Raw genomic sequence first — 16062 nt, forward strand, 5'->3', positions numbered from 1 at the left:
TCGGTGAGGTCTCCACGCGCCATGTTCGATGGCCTACCAGGGTCACCGGCCGTACCGCAGGCAATCCCTCTGATCTCAACTCCGTACAGGCCCTAGAGGGGCTTGGTCGGAGTCAGACGGTGGTGGCCAGCCAGCCGATGGTTTCGCGGGTGTGGTGTCCGTCGCTCTTGGTGGCGCCGGCGAGGATCTCGTTGATGCGGATCCGGAAGCCCTGCGGCGTCACGTCCGCGATTCTGAGGCCGGGGGTCTCGGGTCCGTTGAAGGTCTGGACGAAGGGGATGACGATCACGCGTGCCCCGGCGGGGAACGGGGTCGGGAACGTCACGTGGGTGAAGGTGGAGGTGTCGCCACCGGTGGTGGCCACGGGGTGGGTGGAGTCCAGGTCGAGGACGCCGGTTTGGATCATGCTCATGCGGGGGCTCCTTCTGGTGAGAGTACGGCTCCGGGTTCCGCGCTATGTGATCAGAATCCCGATCCTCGCTACTTAACGTACATATTTGAACACTCTGAGTGATGTGTCGTGGCAGTGAGGAATGCCTGCCTCCGTAGGCTCACCCCCGATGCAGGCGTCGCCCCCCGGCCAGGCAGTCCCGCCGGCCACAGCGGGCGACGACGACAGTTCCCCGCCGCCGGGCTCGGTCCGAGCGTTCGGAGGGAAGTCCGACGCTTCCCGCCGCGATGACATGGCGGGGACGTTCGCCGCCGAGCAGTACGACCCCCAGCCGTTTCGCCTGCGGGCGTCGGCGCTCAGACCGCGCTCACCCAGTGCGCCATGATTCCGGTGCGCCCGTCGCCACCACTCTCAATGACGGCCTCGCCGGTCCCGATGCGGTAGGCGTGAAGTGTCACGACGTCTCCGGCGGCGAAGGTCTGCAGGAGCGTCTGCCCGGCGGTGGCTCGCAGTGTTGCATCGACACCGGCCAGGCCGCTCTGTGCTTCACTGCCGGGAAGGAGCACGCCATTGATGAACAACGCTGTGTGGACATACAGATGCGGCGACGCCACAGCCACCGCGTGGAGGGCGTGATAGGAGACCTCCCACACACCAGGGAAGGGGATCTGCAGGTCCGGAACCTCAGAGACCTTCTCGTGGACACGGTCGGCACCCCTGAGCGGGTGGCCGAAGGCGAGCGGGCCCGTCTGGAGCCATACTTTCGAGGCTCCCTGCTGGGGAGACGCGGTGTTGGGTGTTGTCATATCTGGCACACCTTCCGGATGAGGGCCTTCCGCCCTTCGCTGGGGACGAGCCGCTGAACAGGCGCGGGTCGTACTCGCATCGATGCGTCTCTTTGAGTATTTGTTCAACTCCGTTCTGTATTCGAGGGAGACTTTACTGTCCCTCTGGCCACATGCGCCCCACTACGGGTGCCCCACGGAACGGAGAGCTCCTTCTCGCCGGATCGTCTTCAAATCGCTCATGTAGCGCCAGTAGCCCGTCCGATCTTCCCCGGAGGTCGGCGAAGGCGTTGGAACGCCTCCACGAGATCGCCACCGTCGATGCTGATGCAGGCGCGGCTGACCAGCATGGTGCGTCGGGCGGCGGAGAGGGAGCGTCTGGCGACGCCGCCCCGGTTGGAGAACGCGTCGCGGACGCCGGCGAAGGCTTCGCGGGTCCTGATCGAGGAGTTGGAATTGGTCGACGCGTGCCGGGCCGACCTGGACGTGGCCGTGTCGTGGCGGGCGGCCGGTGGAGACCGTCGCCTGCCACGAGGAGGTGCGGCACGCACTGACCAGGTCGAGCAACTGGTTCCGCCGGACGACGACGCGGCGGAAGCGGCGATGCGGGGCTTGCTTCCGGATCTGCCGAACGTGTCGCCCGGGTTGTCGCGGCCAATCAGGGGGCAACCGGACAGTCCCGACGGGGATCCGCCTGCGGTTGAGCAGAGCCTTGAGCGGGCTGCGTCGCATGGTGCCGGTCAGGGGCTGAGCACGATCTTGCCGTGGGTGTGTCGGCGTTCGAGTTCGGTGTAGGCCTGACGGACCTGCGTCAGCGGGTAGACGTTGGCGATCGGGACTTCGAGGTGCCCGTCGGCGGCCAGTTCGGCGAGTACCTCAGCGCCCGGCCTGCCGTTGGTTCCGGGTTCGCTCTTGACCCCGTACCTCGCGGCCGTCGCGAAATCGGCGATGGTGTCGATCCGCTCGGCGGCGACGCCGAGGGCAAGGGCCATTTCGACGTACCCGCCGCCGTAGGCGTCGATGAAGGCGATGCCGCTCGGTGCGGCGGCCTTGATCCGGTCGATGACGCCGTCACCGTAGGCGACCGGGATCACGCCGTGTGTTCGCAGCCACCCATGGTTGTGCTCGCTCGCCAGGCCGATGACCGTGGCTCCGGCGCGGCGCGGGAGCTGAACGGCGAGCGAGCCGACTCCTCCGGCTGCCGCGGAGACGACGACGGTCTCCCCGATGTCGAGTTGTACGGAATGCACTGCTCGCCACGCGGTCACTCCGGCGACGTACAGGCCGCCCGCCACCTCCCATGAGACGCTGTCCGGCTTGGGGGTGAGGTTGTCGACGTCGACCAGGACCAGCTCGGCCTGTGCTGCCCTGCCCGGACGGAAAGATGTCGGCCATCGCGCCGGTGCGTATGGCCGCCTCACCGGGGTTGATGCCTGCGGCCTTGACCCGCACGAGGACCTGCCCGCTCCCGGGCACCGGCCGGTCGACCTCGTCGACCCGTAACACCTCGGTTCCACCGAACTCGTCGTATCTGACTGCCTTGGTCATTGTCTTGCTTCTCCTGTGGCGCGCGATGCGCGGCCGGCGTCGGGAGCGGGAAAGTGTGGCTGTCACCAGGGCACGCTTCCGGCGTCGTCGAAGAATCCGCCGGTCGGTCCGTCGTCGGGCAGGGTCGCGAGGTGAATCGCGATGGCCGCACCCTGTTGTGGCGTGCGAACGCCTTGGAAGCCGTTGAGGTCGGTGGCGGTGAAGCCGGGGCAGCCGGAGTTGATCAGGATGTTGGTGCCGCTCAGTTCCTTGACGTATTGGATGGTAAGGGCGTTGAGGAAGGTCTTGGAGGCCAGGTAGGCGGCGGGAACCGGGCCCATGTCGATGCCCGGCGTGGTTTGCAGGGCGAGTGAGCCGACGCTGCTGGACATGTTGACGATCCGCGGTGCTGCCGAGTCACGCAGCATCGGCAGCATCGCGTTGGTGACCCGGATGACGCCGATCACGTTGGTTTCCACGACAGCTCGCACGGTCGCGGGCTCGACCGTGGTCGGTGTCTGTGGCATGGCGCCGGTGATCGCGGCATTGTTGACCAGGACGTCGAGCCCTCCGGCGTGCCCGGCGATCAGCTCGGCCGCGGCGGCGACACTTTCGTCGTCGGTGACGTCGAGCGGCACGCCGAACGCATCGATCCCGTCCGCGCGCAGCTTCTCGACCGCGGTGTCGCGGCGATGTCGGTCCCTCGCGCCCACACCGATGCGCCAGCCAAGGGCGCCCAGCCCTGCGGCGATCTCGTATCCGATTCCCTTGTTCGCGCCGGTCACCAGCGCGATCGTCCGTTCACTCATGCCGTCGATCATGTTGCGGACTGGGGTGGGGCGTCCAAGACCGGTCAGGTGGACGGCGATACCGCACGGGTATCGGCCGTGGTCAGCGCTGGATACGATGAGCCGGTGGAGACGCGGGAGTTGCGATACTTCGTCGCCGTAGCCGAGGAGTTGCACTTCGGACGGGCGGCACAACGGCTCTCGATAACGCAACCACCACTGTCGCGGGCGATCCAGCAGCTGGAACGGCGGCTCGGCGTCGTTCTGCTGCACCGCACCGCTCGCGCCGTCGCCCTGACCGAGGCCGGGGCCGTGCTGCTACGGGAGGCCCGGCTCGCGCTCGACGCGGTCGAAGCCGCCGAGCGCCGCACCCGCCGCGCCGCGGCTGACCAGCCCGGTGTGGTCCTGGCCACCAAGGCCGGAGCGTCCAGGGAACTGCTGGCGAAGCTTCTGCATGCCTACGCCGCCGAACCGGGCTCAGTGCCCGTTGAGGTGATGCTGTGCGGGCCTGGCGAGCCGGAGGGGTTGCTGCGCACCGGGCGTACCGACGTCGCTCTGCTCCATCGGCCTTACGACACGACAGCCGGGCTCGACACCGAGGATCTGCACACCGAACAGCAGGTCGTGGTCCTGCCCAAGGGGCATCCCCTCGCCGGCCGGGCGTATCTGTCGTTGGCCGAGGTCAAGGCCCAGACGGACCTGCCCCTGCCGCGCTGGCCCGCACCGGACGGCGGCCATCCGGACGGCCCCGGCCCGCAGGTGCGCGACCATACCCAGCTGTTCCAACTGATCGCGCTCGGGCTGGCCTGCGCCGTCGTCCCCGAGTCGCTCCGGGACCAGCTGCGCGACGACTACGCCATCGTGCCGGTGCCGGACGCGCCGTCCGTCACGACGGTCATCGCCTGGCCGCCTCACAGCAGATCCCAAGCCGTCGCCGACCTCGTCCGCACCGCGACACGCCTATGGTCGGCGGCCTAGTTCAGACGTCGCAACCCAAGCGGCGGGACGGACAGGTCAAGAGACCGACGTTCCGGTTCGCTCAGAAATGGCCTCCGCCTCTCACGCAAGCGTTCGAGCGCGGGACTGCATGGAGCGAATGACGGCGACGTCGATGCCGATCTGCTCGGCGAACGCCCCGGTGTCCCAATATGAGCGCACCCGCGTGATCAGGCCTTCACGAGGGTGGCGTCCCGCGCGGGCGGGCCGTACTGCTTGCCTTAGCTGAACGCCGCGGCGTTGCGGGCCGCCCAGTCGGCGTAGGTGTGGGGTGCGTCGCCGGTCAGTTCGCGCACGGCCGGTGACACGTCCGCGGCCCTGCCGACGAACGAGGCGAACAGCGTGAGCATCGAGTCCACGACCGGCGCGGGGGTATGCGCGATCATCTGCTCGCGGGCCTGCTCGGGAGACAGTTCCTCCAGACGCAGGTCGCGCCCCAGGACCTCGCCGAGGATCCGTACCCGCTCGGCCGTCGTCAGCGAGGCGGGCCCGCTCAGCTCGTACGCCTTGCCCGCGTGCCCGTCGTCGAGCAGCGTCCGCGCGGCCACCGCGGCGATGTCACGCTCGTCGATCGGCGCGGTGGCGGCCTCGGCGAACGGAGCGCGCACCACGCCGCCGTTCTTGACGCCGGGCGCCCACCGCAGGTCGTTCGCCATGAACGCGCCGGGCCGCAGGAACGTCCACGGCAGCCCCGACGCGGCCACGGCCCGCTCGTACTCGGCGTGGGCGCTGCCCAGCACGCCGGCCTGCTTCATGGTCACCGCCAGCGCGGACAGCAGCACCACGTGCCCGAGGCCGGCCCTCGCGGCCTCGCGCAGGAAGCCGTCCACCTGGCCGGCGGCCGGGAGCAGGAACGCGCGGTCCGCTCCCCGCAACGCGACCCGCAGGTCCTCTGCCTGCGACATGTCGGCTTTGACCACCTCCACGCCGTCGGGCAGGCCGGCCCGCTCGGGGTTGCGGCTGATCGCCCGGACCTGCTCGCCCGCCCCGAGCAGCAGATCCACCAGCTGACGTCCGACGTTTCCCGTGGCGCCTGTCACCAGAATCACGTCTACCTCACTTCGGATATCCGAACTGTTTGGATATGGGCACTGTAACCTGTGACCGTGACGGACCCCGTTTCGCCCCCGCGACTGCCACGCCCCGAGGAGGTCAGGGAAGCCCTCGGCTTCGTACCCCTGGTGGAGGCGTACTTCCGGCGGGCCCAGGCCGAGATGCCGGACCGGATGCGGGAGATCTTCCGCAACCACGGGCTCACCGGGAGGCACGGCGCGGTCATCCCGCAGCTGACCGTCGAGTCGTCGCTCAGCGTGAGCGAGCTGGCCGACAGGATGGGCGTGTCGCTGCCGACCGCGAGCGAGCTGGTGGGCGACCTCAGCCGGGCCGGCCTGGTCGAACGCCGGGAGGATCCGGCCGACCGCCGCCGCACCCTGGTATCGCTGGCCCCCGACCATCGGGCCATGGTCGAGGGGTTCGTCGCCCTGCGGGCCGCGCCGCTGCTGCGCGTTCTGGACAACCTGTCGCCGTCGGACCGGCAGGGGTTCGTGGCGGGGCTGATCGCGTGGGCGCACGAGGTGCGCAACTGGTGACGCCCGGCCCGCGACGGGACCGGGCCCCGGCGCTATGACGGGGACGGGGTCGCGCAGCGGGTGGCGAGGCCGTCCAGGAGGCAGTCGAGGCCGAACGTGAAGCGCCGCTCGCTCTCGCGTTCGACGTCGATCTCGCCCGCGGCGGCCATCCGGCCGGCCAGCGTCGGGTGGCGTTCGGCGACCTGGCGCAGGTAGTCGGCCGCCTGCTCGTCCCAGCCGGACCCGGTCCCGCTCATCCGGGCCAGCGTGTCGCGCCAGGCGACCTCCGCGATGACGGCGCCGACCACGTGATCGTTGACGGCGGCCATGGCGGCGTCGAGGTCGGAGCCGGCGAACCCGGCGCTCTCCAGCAGGCGCAGCCCGGTCTCGGCCAGGGCGAGCGCGTTCGGGCCGAGGTTGGGCCGCACGGTCAGCTCGGACAGGGCCCACCGGTGGCGCAGCAGCATGGCGCGGTTGCTGCGGGCCAGCGCCGCCAGGCCGTCCCGCCAGTCGGACGTGCCGGGGCCGGCGCGCACCTCACCCAGCACACGGTCGAGGGCCAGCTCCAGCAGGTCGTCCTTGGTGTGGACGTACCAGTACAGCGACCCGGCAGTCACCCCGAGTTCGGTGGCGACGCGGCGCATCGACAGCCCGCGATGACCCTCGGCGTCGAGGACGGCGACCGCCACCTCGACGATCCGCTCGCGGGTGAGCTGACGGTCGCGCGGCGGCCGCTCGGGACGCAGCCACACGGACCCGCCGGAGGACTCTGACGACGGCACGCGATCACCCTACCCGCCTTGACGTCGCCGTCCATTCCCTTATACAACGTTCAAGAATATTAAACACTGTTCAAGGAGGAAGCGGATGCCAGCCATGATGTTCCGCCCGAACGGCCCGCTGCCGGGCGACGTGCACGTGACTGCGCTCGGCCCCGAGTCCGGGCCACCGGCGGTCTTCGTGCACGGCTCCACGAGCTGGGGCGACGACCCGGTGTACGGGTTCGCGGCGCAACGCACGCTGGCCGGCCGGTTCCGGTTGCTGCTGATGGACCGCCGGGGCTACGGCGGCAGCCCGGACGCCGGGGACAGGTTCCCCGGCGACTACCTGGCCGACGCCGACGACGTCGCCGAACTCCTCGGCGCGGGCGCGCACCTGGTCGGCCACTCCTACGGCGCCGTCGGAGCCATGATCGCGGCGGCGCGCCGGCCGGTGGCGGTGCGCTCGCTCACCTTGGTCGAGCCGGGCTGCTACCAGGCGGCTGCCGACCACCCCGCCGTGGCCGAGGCGTTGCGCGCCAACCGCGCCGCCTACGCCGACCTTCCCGACCTGACGCCCGAGGAGTGGCTGCGCGCCGCCGCCGGCTCGACCGGCATGCCCGAGCCCGGCACGGGCGAGCGGCGGTTGCGCGCGGCCGCCACGGCACTGCGCGAACGCGTCTGCTGGGAGGCGGGGCTCCCGCTGCCGGCGCTGCGGGCGGCGTCCTTCCCCAAGCTGGTCGTCTCGGGCACCTGGGAGGGCGCGCCCGGCCCGTACCGGGAGCGCGGCGGCGTCCCTCTCATGGCCTGCGCACGGGTCACGGCCGAGCGGATCGGCGCCCGGCACGAGCAGGTTCCGGGCAGCGCCCACTACCCGCACGTCGAGGCGCCGGAGCGGCTGAACGCGCTGCTCACCGCCCTCTGGTCCGGCGCCTGACTGCCCCCGGAAGCGGCACGGGAGAGGATCCGCGCGGAGGTGGCGGCCGCCGCCGGTGAGGTCACCGGGCCGCTCCGGCTGGCCAGCCTGCCCAGTGTCACCGGCACCCTCATCGCCCACCGGTTGCGGACCTTCACCGATCGTCACCCCCAGGTCCAGGTACGCCTGTTCGAGGGGGCCGACGACGACGTCCGCGGCTGGCTGCGCGGGGGCGCGGCCGAGGTCGGCGTGGTCACGCTCCCGGCCCCCGGCCTGCACACGATCCCGCTCAGCGCGCACGAGATGGTCACCGTGGTGCCGGCCAGCCACCGCCTGGCCGGGCAGCCGTTCATCCTCACCACGGCGGGCTGCCGTCCGCTCATCACCGACGCGGCACGCCAGGCCGGCGTCCAGCTCGACGTCGCCTACGAGGCCGGCGGCCAGTCGGCCATCCTCGACCTGGCCGAGCAATGATCTCCGGCAGGTTCGGGGCCTGACGGCGTTCTCCTCGTCATCGTGATGCGACGGTGGTTGCGGTGCGGACGAATGCCGCGAGTGCGGGTGCTCGGCTTCCTTGCGGCCAGGCGAGGACAAGGGTGGTGGGTTCGGCGTCGGTGACCGGTACGCAGACCAGGTCGTCGCGGAGCTGGCCGCGTACGGATGCGGGCACCACGGCGACCGCGCGGCCGAGCGCGATGAGCTGCAGGAGCTGGCCGACGTCCCGTACGGACAGCCCGTTGGAGGTGTCGGCCGACAGGCGGGGCATCGTCTCACCGGTCAGGTCGGCGAGGCGCACGCTTGCCCGGCCGGCCAGACGGTGGTTGCGGGGGAGGACGACGACCTGGTCTTCGGTCAGGAGTTCCGCGAAGTCCAGACCGGTGAGGTCGGTGTTCGAGCGGTGCAGCAGGCCGACGTCGGCGCGGCCGTCGCGGATCATCCCGGCGCGCTCCTGGGCCGAGCACAGGACGATGTCGACCGGGACCGCGTCCGGCTCGGCATCGTAGGCGGCCAGGATGCCGGGCATCAGGCCGCAGTCACCGCCGGGTTTCATCGCCACGACCAGCCGCGAGACGGGCCGGCCCGCGCGCTGGGCGCGTCGCACGGCTGCGTCGACCGCGTCCAGGGGGGCAGACCAAGTACGAGAGAAAGGGGCGGTGACGCCTATGACCTGTGACGTTGCCCGTTCGATTTCGGCGTACGCGGTTTGACCGGGAGGCCCGCTGCTACAGGTACTGGCCCGCCTCAGCACTGTCTGTCTTCGACACACGCGCCGACACCACGTTGGCGAGGTTGATGACTATGCCGTTCACGTCGGCTTCGCGATCATAGCTCGCTCGCATCAACACCAGGCTGCGCCGCTCGTCCACAGCACGAGCGATCGCCGTCACCGCCTCCGGCTCTCCGTCGAAGTCCCCGCTGATCACGGAGACGTCTTCGCCGCTCATCAGGTGGAATCGAATGATCAGTGCGACATTCTCAGGCACGGCCGGCTCCTTTCTCCAGTATCCGCAAGGCACCCCTGCCCAGGGTCGAACGCTGTAGGCAGTTGCCCTCCACATTCGCCTACCGTGGCGCGGACGTGGTGCCCTCCAGCCGGGCTGGGATACGGGAATAAACAATCGCGGCACCCGCTCCGAACCGGTTTGTTGTTCTGGTCAGTGGTCGGTGATGAGCGCGTCCAGGGCGGCGGCCTTGTCGGCTTCGGTCGGCAGGGCGTAGCGGCGGGTGGTGTCCAGAGAGCCGTGGCCGAGGAGTTCGGCGACCAGGATGGGGTCTTTGCCGTCGCGGATGAGCTGGGTGGCGAAGGTGTGGCGCAGGACGTGCGGCCCGAAGGGCTCGGTGGGGTCGTCGTTGATGCCGCAGGCCTCGCCGAGGCCGGTGATGATGTCGCGGGCGGCGCGGTCGGTCAGGCGGCCGCCGCGCTGGTTGAGGAACACCGCGGTGCTGTCGGCGCCGTTCCACCCGGCGCGGGCCTGGAGCCAGTCGGTCAGGGCCTGGCGGAGGTCGGGGTGGACGGGCAGGTGGCGGATCTTGCCGCCGTCGCGGCCCTTGCCGCGGATGCGAAGTTCGCCCTTGCGGGCTGACAGGCGGATGTCGGCCAGGTCGAGGCCGACGACTTCGGCGATGCGCAAGCCCGCGAAGTAGGGCAGCAGCGCGAGGGCTTTATCGCGTGGGGCGGCGGTGAGCTGGACGTGGCGGACGTAGCGGCGGGCCCGTCGTTGGTCCAGGGCGCGGGGTGCGGTGCGGCGGGTGTCGCGTTCGCGGCGGGCCTGCGGCTTGCCGAGGCCGCGGCGGGCGTAGAAGTCGTCGAGGGCCGACAGGTAGGTGTCGATGGTGTTGGGGGCACGGCGGCCGTTCTTCAGGTGCCGGCGGAAGTCGCGCACCGCGCCGGTGGCGGCGATGGGGTCGGTGAGCGGGTCGCCGTCGAGCGCGCCGGCCTCGGCCTGGTCGGCGAGCCAGGCGAGGTAGCCGCGCAGCCGTGAGCGATACTTGGCCTTGCTGGAGTCGGCCAGTGGTGAGCGATCGAGCGCGGTGGCGTACTGGTCGAGGATCGCCGCGTACGGGCCGGGAAGCGCGACCGCTCGCGACCGGCTGGTGTTTCCGGAAGCTGTTCCGGAGGGCTGGGAGATCTCTACGGGTGCGTTTCCGGAAGTCACTCCCGGAGTTTACTTCCGGAAACGCGCAATTCCGGAAGTCATGACGTACACTGAAGGTACCGAGGTCTCTTCGAGCGTTGGCATTCAGGTCTGCGTCGCCCCCGGCGAACCACCACCGGCCCTCTTCGCAGGGCCCGGACAGGTCAGGCAGATCATGACGCCGACGCTTCTTTCCTACTCCGCGCCTCTCAGCGCCGCCTCCTCCGCGGTCCCTCAGGTCGATTCCGCGCTACGCCTCAGTCTCCGGCCGGTGCCGAATCGGCGGGCGGTGGTGGACGGGGCCTGGTGGCCCTCCTCCCGTGACGCGGCCGCCGAGCTACCCGGCCTCATCGCGGCCGTCGACCGACTGCTGGATCGCATCACGCTCCGCATCGGCGTCCATGGGGATGCGTGGCAGAACATCCCGCGCCGCATCCCCGCGCGCGGGCGTCAGGTCCGCATCGGCTGGTTCCGCCACACCGACCCACGCGTGATCACTCTCAGCTTCGCCGCCGGCGAGCCGGTCGTCCTGCTGATCATCCCTGCGGGCACCGTCGCCGGCGCCGCCGAGGCCACGCTCAAGCTCACCGCCCAGGACGTCGCCGGCTTGAGCATCGACGCCATTCTCACCCTCGCGCACCTGCCGGGCGACCCCGCTCTGCGTGCCTCGGCCGACGGCTCGGCCCGTTGGGAGGACGAGGGCGGGTCGGTCATCGGGCAGCCGGCGCAGCCATCCATGGGACGGCCGGCGCCGTCGCAGTGACCCCGTGTGCCGCCTGCCGGCCGGATCGAGCGGTCCTGGCACCGCCCGTACTGGCGGCGGGCCGATCTCCGGCCGGCAGGCATCTCATCCAGCTTCTCCCGTGAGGAGACCTTCCATGACCGTCATCGACATCGCCCCGCTCGCCGGGATGAGCGCCTCGGCGCCGACCCTCGTGCATCTGTCAGGGGACATCGACATCTTCACCACAGCCCGGCTGCGCAAGCGGCTGATCACCGCCCTCGACCACAGCACCGGCCTGCTCGTCCTGGATCTGTCCCGGGTCACCTTCTGCGGGGCCGGCGGGATCGGCGTGCTGGTCGGCGTGCAAGGCCGTGCCCGGGCGCGGGGCATCACGCTGGCCCTGACCGGCGTTCCGCCGCGCATGGCCCGGCTGCTGCGCATCACCGGCCTGGACCACCGCTTCCCGGTCATGGCGTGACCTGCATGCCGAGCGTCACCCACGCATGGTGGCCGGCAAGCACACACTGCGCCCCAGCACGCTCGGGGGACGTTAGTCCTGGTCAGCACGCTTGAAAGGAGCTCGTTCCACATGGAGGAGACGATCTATTGTGAGGGGAGGGGGCTCCAGGGGGAAGGCGTCAAGGTGACGGGTGATGGTGAGCGGATGCTGGGCGGCCTGCTGGACGCCACTCAGCTGTCCGCGATGGAGGATCTGCCGGGCCTGGTCGCCGCGTACGGACGGTTGGCCGGCTTCTCTCAGACGATGATCTACGTGGCTGACCTGCAGCAGCAGTTGCTGGTGCCCTTGGCCGGGCAGTGCGACGTGTACGGCGAACGGCTCGAGGCGATCCGGATTGACGCCACCATGGCCGGGCGCGCCTTCCGCGACGTGGAGATCGTCGAGGCCCGGCACGTGCTGGATCCCGCCGCTCCCGAGAGCGTCCCTGCCTCGCCGGTCGGCGAGGGGCCGCAGCGCCTATGGGTGCCGTTGCTGAGCGGCACCGAACGGGTCGGCGTCCTGGGAGTGAGCGTGCAGCGGGGATATGAGGGCGCGGCGTTGCTGGCCGGCCGGCTGGCCTCGCTCGTCTCGCTGCTGCTGGTCAGCAAGCGCCCCTACAGCGATTCCTACGCCCGTTTGGTCCGCGCCCGGCCGATGACGCTGTCGGCCGAGGTGTTGTGGAACCTGCTGCCGCCTGGGGCCTTCGCCGACGACAGGGTGGTGGTCAGTGCCGCGCTGGAGCCGGCCTACGAGGTGGGCGGCGATGCCTACGACTACGCGATCGATGGCGACACCCTGCATGTGTCGATCTTCGACGCGATGGGGCACGACACCGCGGCCGGGCTCACCGCCACCATCGCCATCGGGTCGGCTCGCACCAGCCGCCGCCGGGGCACGACGCTGCCCGCGACGAGCGAGGCGATCGACGCGGCGATCGCCGAGCAGTTCACCGGCCGCTTCGCCACCGGCGTCCTGGCCGATCTCGATCTGCGGACCGGCCGGCTGACCTGGGTCAATCGAGGTCACCATCCGCCGTTGGTGATCCGAGGCGGCCGGCAGGTCGCCACCTTGACCAGCGTGCCCGACCCCCCGATGGGTCTGGGCTGGGGAGTGTCCACCGGGCTGCTGCACTACCAGCTCGAGCCCGCGGACCGGCTGCTGTTCTACACCGACGGCATCATCGAGGCCCAGAGCCCGAGCGGGGAGCTGTTCGGGCTGGAGCGTTTCATCGACTTCATCGTCCGCCGCGAGGCCGACGGCATGTCGGCTCCGGAAACCCTGCGCCGCCTGATCCAGGCCATCCTGGAGCACCAGCGCGGCCGGCTGCAGGACGACGCCACCGTACTGACGGCCGAATGGCGCACCCAGCGGCAACGGCCGCTCACCCTGGAACGCTCCATCATGACCGTGCCGCACGAGGCACATGGTGATCAAGAGCCATCAGCACGCCGAAAATCAGGCGGCCAGCTCGACGTCGGTGAAGTCGACCTCCTTAAGTAGGGGGTCGAACGGGTCTGGCTGGTGATGTAGCTCGTCGGTGGCGTAGGCGCCGAAGCGGCTGATGTGGGCCCGCAGATACGGGGCGATCTGGCCGAGCTGGTCGGCGGTGATCTCCCAGCCTTCGGCCACGAGCTGCCGCACGACATCGGAGATGTCCAAGGCGTTGTGGAAGACGACCAGGTTGGCCAGCAACGTGTTGAACTTGATCAGTTTCTCCTGCTCTTCGGGGTCGTTGTCGGCCAGCACCCCGCCGAAGCCGATCCACTTGGAGAACCCGTTGTAGGACTTCAGCCAGTGGACAGTACGCGCGACGATGCACAGCAGCGAGCGTTCGGGCATGCGCCGTTCGATCGCGGCCGTCAGCCGTTCGGCCTCGGCATCGCTGCCCTTACCGCGGCGGCGTTTGAGGGTCGGCACCTCGCCTTCGTCGATGACCAGGTCGGCGTTGTCCAGGTAGCCGGCGTCCAGATGCGCGGCCGCGCTCAGGTGAGCGTCCGGTCACCGCGCGCCGCCAGTTGCCCGAGGCGAACGCGATGCCCGACTCCGGCTCATCCTCCTCCACCGATGGCGGCAACGGGATGAAGTCGCGCCGCTTGGGTGAATGCTCGCGGGCGTGCGCCAGCGCGGCCGGCACCGAATCGTCGCTGGAGGTGGCCTTCAGCCGCAGCTTGCCCGCCAGCTCGAACAGCGCCGGCCGGTCCTTCTTGAAGAACCGGTACACCAGCAGCTCGTGCGCGTCGCCGTGGAAGGCGGCGACCTCCTCGATGTCGGCCGGCTGCGCGGCGAACCCGCCGGCCCGCTCCACCGCCTCGTGTCCGGCGGCCGAGGTCTCGCTGCCGGGGTCGAGACGTTCCAGCACCTGACGGTAGGTGCCGATCAGCCGCTCGCTGGTCGCGCGCTGCCGAGCGCGGATCTCCTCCAGCTCCGCCTTGGCCCGTTTGACGTGGGAGGCCATCCGCTTGCACAACATCTCGGCCAGGTCGTCTCGGGCCCGCATCCGGGCGGTGTGCGTCAAGCACGCCAGCAACGCCACCTGCTTGACCGGGTCATAGCGCGACAAGGTGTCGGCGTCCTGCGCGTCGGCCTCACCCGCGAAGTCGGCGATCTTCGACGGCGCGATGCCCTCCAGCCAGGCGTCGGTGTCGCCGAGCGCGTCCACCTGATCCAGCCATCTCACCTGCTCGCGGAACCGCGACCAGGTGGCCCGCTGGGCGGGCTTCTTGAGCCGGTTGAACGTCGATTTGCCGTCCGGCCCGACGACGAGCAGCCCCTCCATCCGGGCCCGGCCGGCCTCGCCCATCCGCTGCAGGATCGTGGCGAAGAACGTCGCGTTCACCTCAGCGCGGATGCTCGTGGCCAGGTCCTCCAGCGTCGTGTACCCGAGCAGTTCCAGCCGGAGCCGGAGCAACTCCTCGATCGCCACGTTGATCAGGTCCGCCGGGTTGTTCTTGGCCTGGGCGGCCTTCCGGATCGCCGCCGCGGCGATCGCCCGGGCCCGGCCCGCGTCGTACTTCACGCCCTGACGCTGGCGCACCAGCTTGCGATGCGCCTTCGCGCTACGGGAGGCGCCATGGTCCGGCCAGACGTCCTCAGGCAGCTCCAGACAGCGCCGGACGTGGTCGATCACCACCTCAGGGATCTCGTCCGGGGCCGGGAAACGCGCCATCTTCTGAAAGCACTTCAACGCCAGCACCAGCGCGAAGCGCGACTCCAAGCTGCCGGTGCGCCTTTCTGCCCAGGCCACCTCCTCCGGCGACGGCGTGAAGAACACATGCAGCACTCGCGCCGACGTCAGCCGCTTGAACTGCGGATAGGCGGTCCGCTCGATCCACGTCATCCCAGGCCGTCCCTCGCCTCAATCCCGGCGTCCAGACGCCGAAACCGTAGCGACGATGACCCCCACCAAAGACCTCGTTCACCAAAGCGCAACCAAGCCCATCCGGAGGGTCACATCATCCGACGCAGCTGCCCTCTGGGCCGCGGCTCAGCGCCTCACTGCCCCTTTCTCTCGTACTTGGTCTGGCCCCCGTTCAGGGCCCGGCGGCTCTCGGTGAGGAACACCTCGCCGGCCGGGGTGAGCGTGACCCTTCGGCTGCTGCGTTCCAGCAGGTGACGCCCATCCGGCGTTCCAGCCGGCTGATCGCCCGAGACAGCGGCGGCTGCGCGATGCCGAGACGCTCGGCCGGCCGTCCGAAGTGCAGTTCTTCGGCGACCGCCACGAAGAACGCGAGTTCGCGGGTCTGTAAGCGATCCATACCCTGAGGGTATCGGCCGAGACTCAGCCGGGCAGTGTCCTGCCGTGGCCCCCTGTGGTGAGGTCGTCCCCATGACGGACAGGACGATCGCCCTGATCACGGGCGCGGACAAGGGTGCCGACGACTCTGGCCATCTGGATGTCGGTGCAGGTGGAGGTGACGTTCATGACGGCAGTTCTGGTGGGGCTGCCTTGCGCGGTGACGGAGTTGAGGGTGATGGAGGCGTGCATCCGGTCGCTCAGCTGAATCGGCCGACGCCTGCCAGGGCCTGAGCGCCCTTCTGGGCGGTGTGCAGATGTCGCCATCCAGATCGAACCGAAGACCTTCGCCCCTTCACTGGCCCGCGGCGCGGCGGATCGGCATCCAGGTGGGAGCCGGGGCGCCGGTCAGGAAGTCGCCGACCAGCCGGACGCACAGCTCGGGCCTTTCGTGCAGCAGCAGATGCGAGGTCTGCGGGACGACGGCCAGCTGCGCCGCGGGCAGCGTCCGGTACATCTGCAGGGTGTGCTCCAGGGTGACGATGTCGTCGTCGGCGGTCATGACCAGCACGGAGCAGGTGACGGCGGCCAGGTCGTCCAGGGTCAGCGGCCGGTCCTCGGTGATCGACCGGGCCGCCTTGGCGATCACGACGGGGAAGTGGCCGGCCCCGTCCGGCGACACCTCGGCGTAGGCGGAGACCAGTGGCGGCGGAGGCGGCGCGTCGGTGCTCGGCCGCAGGA

At 70.2% G+C, this 16062-nt stretch carries 19 protein-coding genes and 1 pseudogene; 7 read left to right on the top strand and 13 right to left on the bottom strand.

Annotation, left to right across the window (positions count from 1 at the left end):
* Positions 1-112: 112 nt before the first annotated feature.
* The 4 genes from AB0J46_RS51435 to AB0J46_RS51450 all read right to left on the bottom strand — a co-directional run bounded on the left by AB0J46_RS51435 (position 113) and on the right by AB0J46_RS51450 (position 3524).
* The gene (locus AB0J46_RS51435; RefSeq protein ID WP_364344686.1) at positions 113-412 is read right to left on the bottom strand and encodes a hypothetical protein; all 300 of its coding nucleotides are present in this window, start codon (positions 410-412) and stop codon (positions 113-115) included.
* A gap of 335 nt (positions 413-747) precedes the next feature.
* Positions 748-1197 carry a hypothetical protein gene (locus AB0J46_RS51440; RefSeq protein WP_364344689.1) on the bottom strand — a complete coding sequence of 150 codons (450 nt, stop codon included), beginning with the start codon at positions 1195-1197 and terminating at the stop codon, positions 748-750.
* A gap of 719 nt (positions 1198-1916) precedes the next feature.
* Positions 1917-2597 carry a zinc-binding dehydrogenase gene (locus tag AB0J46_RS51445; protein ID WP_364344692.1) on the bottom strand — a complete coding sequence of 227 codons (681 nt, stop codon included), beginning with the start codon at positions 2595-2597 and terminating at the stop codon, positions 1917-1919.
* Between the two features lie 189 nt (positions 2598-2786).
* Positions 2787-3524, bottom strand: coding sequence for an SDR family oxidoreductase (locus AB0J46_RS51450; protein ID WP_364344695.1), 738 nt, complete (start codon positions 3522-3524; stop codon positions 2787-2789).
* 93 nt (positions 3525-3617) lie between these two features.
* Between AB0J46_RS51450 and AB0J46_RS51455 the strand changes: the two genes are divergently transcribed.
* Positions 3618-4469, top strand: a complete 852-nt coding sequence (locus AB0J46_RS51455; RefSeq protein ID WP_364344698.1) for a LysR family transcriptional regulator — start codon at positions 3618-3620, stop codon at positions 4467-4469.
* Positions 4470-4708: 239 nt separating this feature from the next.
* Here the strand turns inward: AB0J46_RS51455 and AB0J46_RS51460 are convergent, their stop codons facing one another.
* Positions 4709-5536, bottom strand: a complete 828-nt coding sequence (locus tag AB0J46_RS51460) for an SDR family oxidoreductase (protein ID WP_364344701.1) — start codon at positions 5534-5536, stop codon at positions 4709-4711.
* Between the two features lie 57 nt (positions 5537-5593).
* Here AB0J46_RS51460 and AB0J46_RS51465 point away from each other — a divergent pair, with 57 nt between their 5' ends.
* Positions 5594-6076, top strand: a complete 483-nt coding sequence (locus tag AB0J46_RS51465; RefSeq protein WP_364344704.1) for a MarR family transcriptional regulator — start codon at positions 5594-5596, stop codon at positions 6074-6076.
* A 32-nt stretch (positions 6077-6108) separates the two neighbouring features.
* On the opposite strand, the gene AB0J46_RS51470 is transcribed toward AB0J46_RS51465, so the two are convergent.
* Positions 6109-6837 (bottom strand): TetR/AcrR family transcriptional regulator, encoded by a 729-nt coding sequence (locus AB0J46_RS51470; RefSeq protein ID WP_364344707.1) that lies wholly within the window; start codon positions 6835-6837, stop codon positions 6109-6111.
* An 85-nt stretch (positions 6838-6922) separates the two neighbouring features.
* On the opposite strand from AB0J46_RS51470, the gene AB0J46_RS51475 reads away from it, so the two are divergent.
* Positions 6923-7750, top strand: a complete 828-nt coding sequence (locus AB0J46_RS51475; RefSeq protein ID WP_364344710.1) for an alpha/beta hydrolase — start codon at positions 6923-6925, stop codon at positions 7748-7750.
* A 39-nt stretch (positions 7751-7789) separates the two neighbouring features.
* Positions 7790-8203, top strand: a complete 414-nt coding sequence (locus tag AB0J46_RS51480) for a LysR family transcriptional regulator substrate-binding protein (protein ID WP_364344713.1) — start codon at positions 7790-7792, stop codon at positions 8201-8203.
* Positions 8204-8240: 37 nt separating this feature from the next.
* On the opposite strand, the gene AB0J46_RS51485 is transcribed toward AB0J46_RS51480, so the two are convergent.
* The 3 genes from AB0J46_RS51485 to AB0J46_RS51495 all read right to left on the bottom strand — a co-directional run bounded on the left by AB0J46_RS51485 (position 8241) and on the right by AB0J46_RS51495 (position 10386).
* On the bottom strand, positions 8241-8831 hold the full coding sequence (locus AB0J46_RS51485; protein WP_364344716.1) for a LysR family substrate-binding domain-containing protein: 591 nt from the start codon (positions 8829-8831) through the stop codon (positions 8241-8243).
* 121 nt (positions 8832-8952) lie between these two features.
* Complete coding sequence (locus tag AB0J46_RS51490; protein WP_364344719.1) at positions 8953-9213, bottom strand: hypothetical protein; 261 nt, start codon at positions 9211-9213, stop codon at positions 8953-8955.
* Between the two features lie 171 nt (positions 9214-9384).
* A complete protein-coding gene (locus AB0J46_RS51495; protein ID WP_364344722.1) occupies positions 9385-10386 on the bottom strand; it encodes a tyrosine-type recombinase/integrase in 1002 nt (333 codons plus the stop codon).
* A 40-nt stretch (positions 10387-10426) separates the two neighbouring features.
* Here AB0J46_RS51495 and AB0J46_RS51500 point away from each other — a divergent pair, with 40 nt between their 5' ends.
* The 3 genes from AB0J46_RS51500 (at position 10427) to AB0J46_RS51510 (ending at position 13088) form a co-directional block, all read left to right on the top strand.
* Complete coding sequence (locus AB0J46_RS51500; RefSeq protein WP_364344725.1) at positions 10427-11128, top strand: DUF5994 family protein; 702 nt, start codon at positions 10427-10429, stop codon at positions 11126-11128.
* A 115-nt stretch (positions 11129-11243) separates the two neighbouring features.
* Positions 11244-11567, top strand: coding sequence for an STAS domain-containing protein (locus AB0J46_RS51505; RefSeq protein WP_364344727.1), 324 nt, complete (start codon positions 11244-11246; stop codon positions 11565-11567).
* Between the two features lie 111 nt (positions 11568-11678).
* Positions 11679-13088, top strand: coding sequence for a PP2C family protein-serine/threonine phosphatase (locus tag AB0J46_RS51510; protein ID WP_364344730.1), 1410 nt, complete (start codon positions 11679-11681; stop codon positions 13086-13088).
* Here the strand turns inward: AB0J46_RS51510 and AB0J46_RS51515 are convergent.
* The 4 genes and pseudogenes from AB0J46_RS51515 to AB0J46_RS51530 form a co-directional block, all read right to left on the bottom strand.
* Positions 13044-13505: a Tn3 family transposase gene (locus tag AB0J46_RS51515; protein WP_364344733.1), complete on the bottom strand. Its 462-nt coding sequence runs from the start codon at positions 13503-13505 to the stop codon at positions 13044-13046. The two genes, AB0J46_RS51510 and AB0J46_RS51515, sit on opposite strands and share 45 nt — an antisense overlap.
* Positions 13477-14925, bottom strand: coding sequence for a DUF4158 domain-containing protein (locus tag AB0J46_RS51520; RefSeq protein ID WP_364344736.1), 1449 nt, complete (start codon positions 14923-14925; stop codon positions 13477-13479). Before AB0J46_RS51520 ends, AB0J46_RS51515 begins: the two co-directional genes overlap by 29 nt.
* Positions 14926-15116: 191 nt before the next feature.
* Positions 15117-15343: pseudogene (locus AB0J46_RS51525) on the bottom strand (LysR family transcriptional regulator); the annotation flags it as partial.
* 333 nt (positions 15344-15676) lie between these two features.
* The coding region (locus AB0J46_RS51530; protein WP_364344739.1) for an alpha/beta hydrolase at positions 15677-16062 on the bottom strand (386 nt) is incomplete at its 5' end.

The organism is Nonomuraea sp. NPDC049758 (genome assembly GCF_040674635.1).
In the GTDB taxonomy this organism is placed as follows: Bacteria; Actinomycetota; Actinomycetes; order Streptosporangiales; family Streptosporangiaceae; genus Nonomuraea.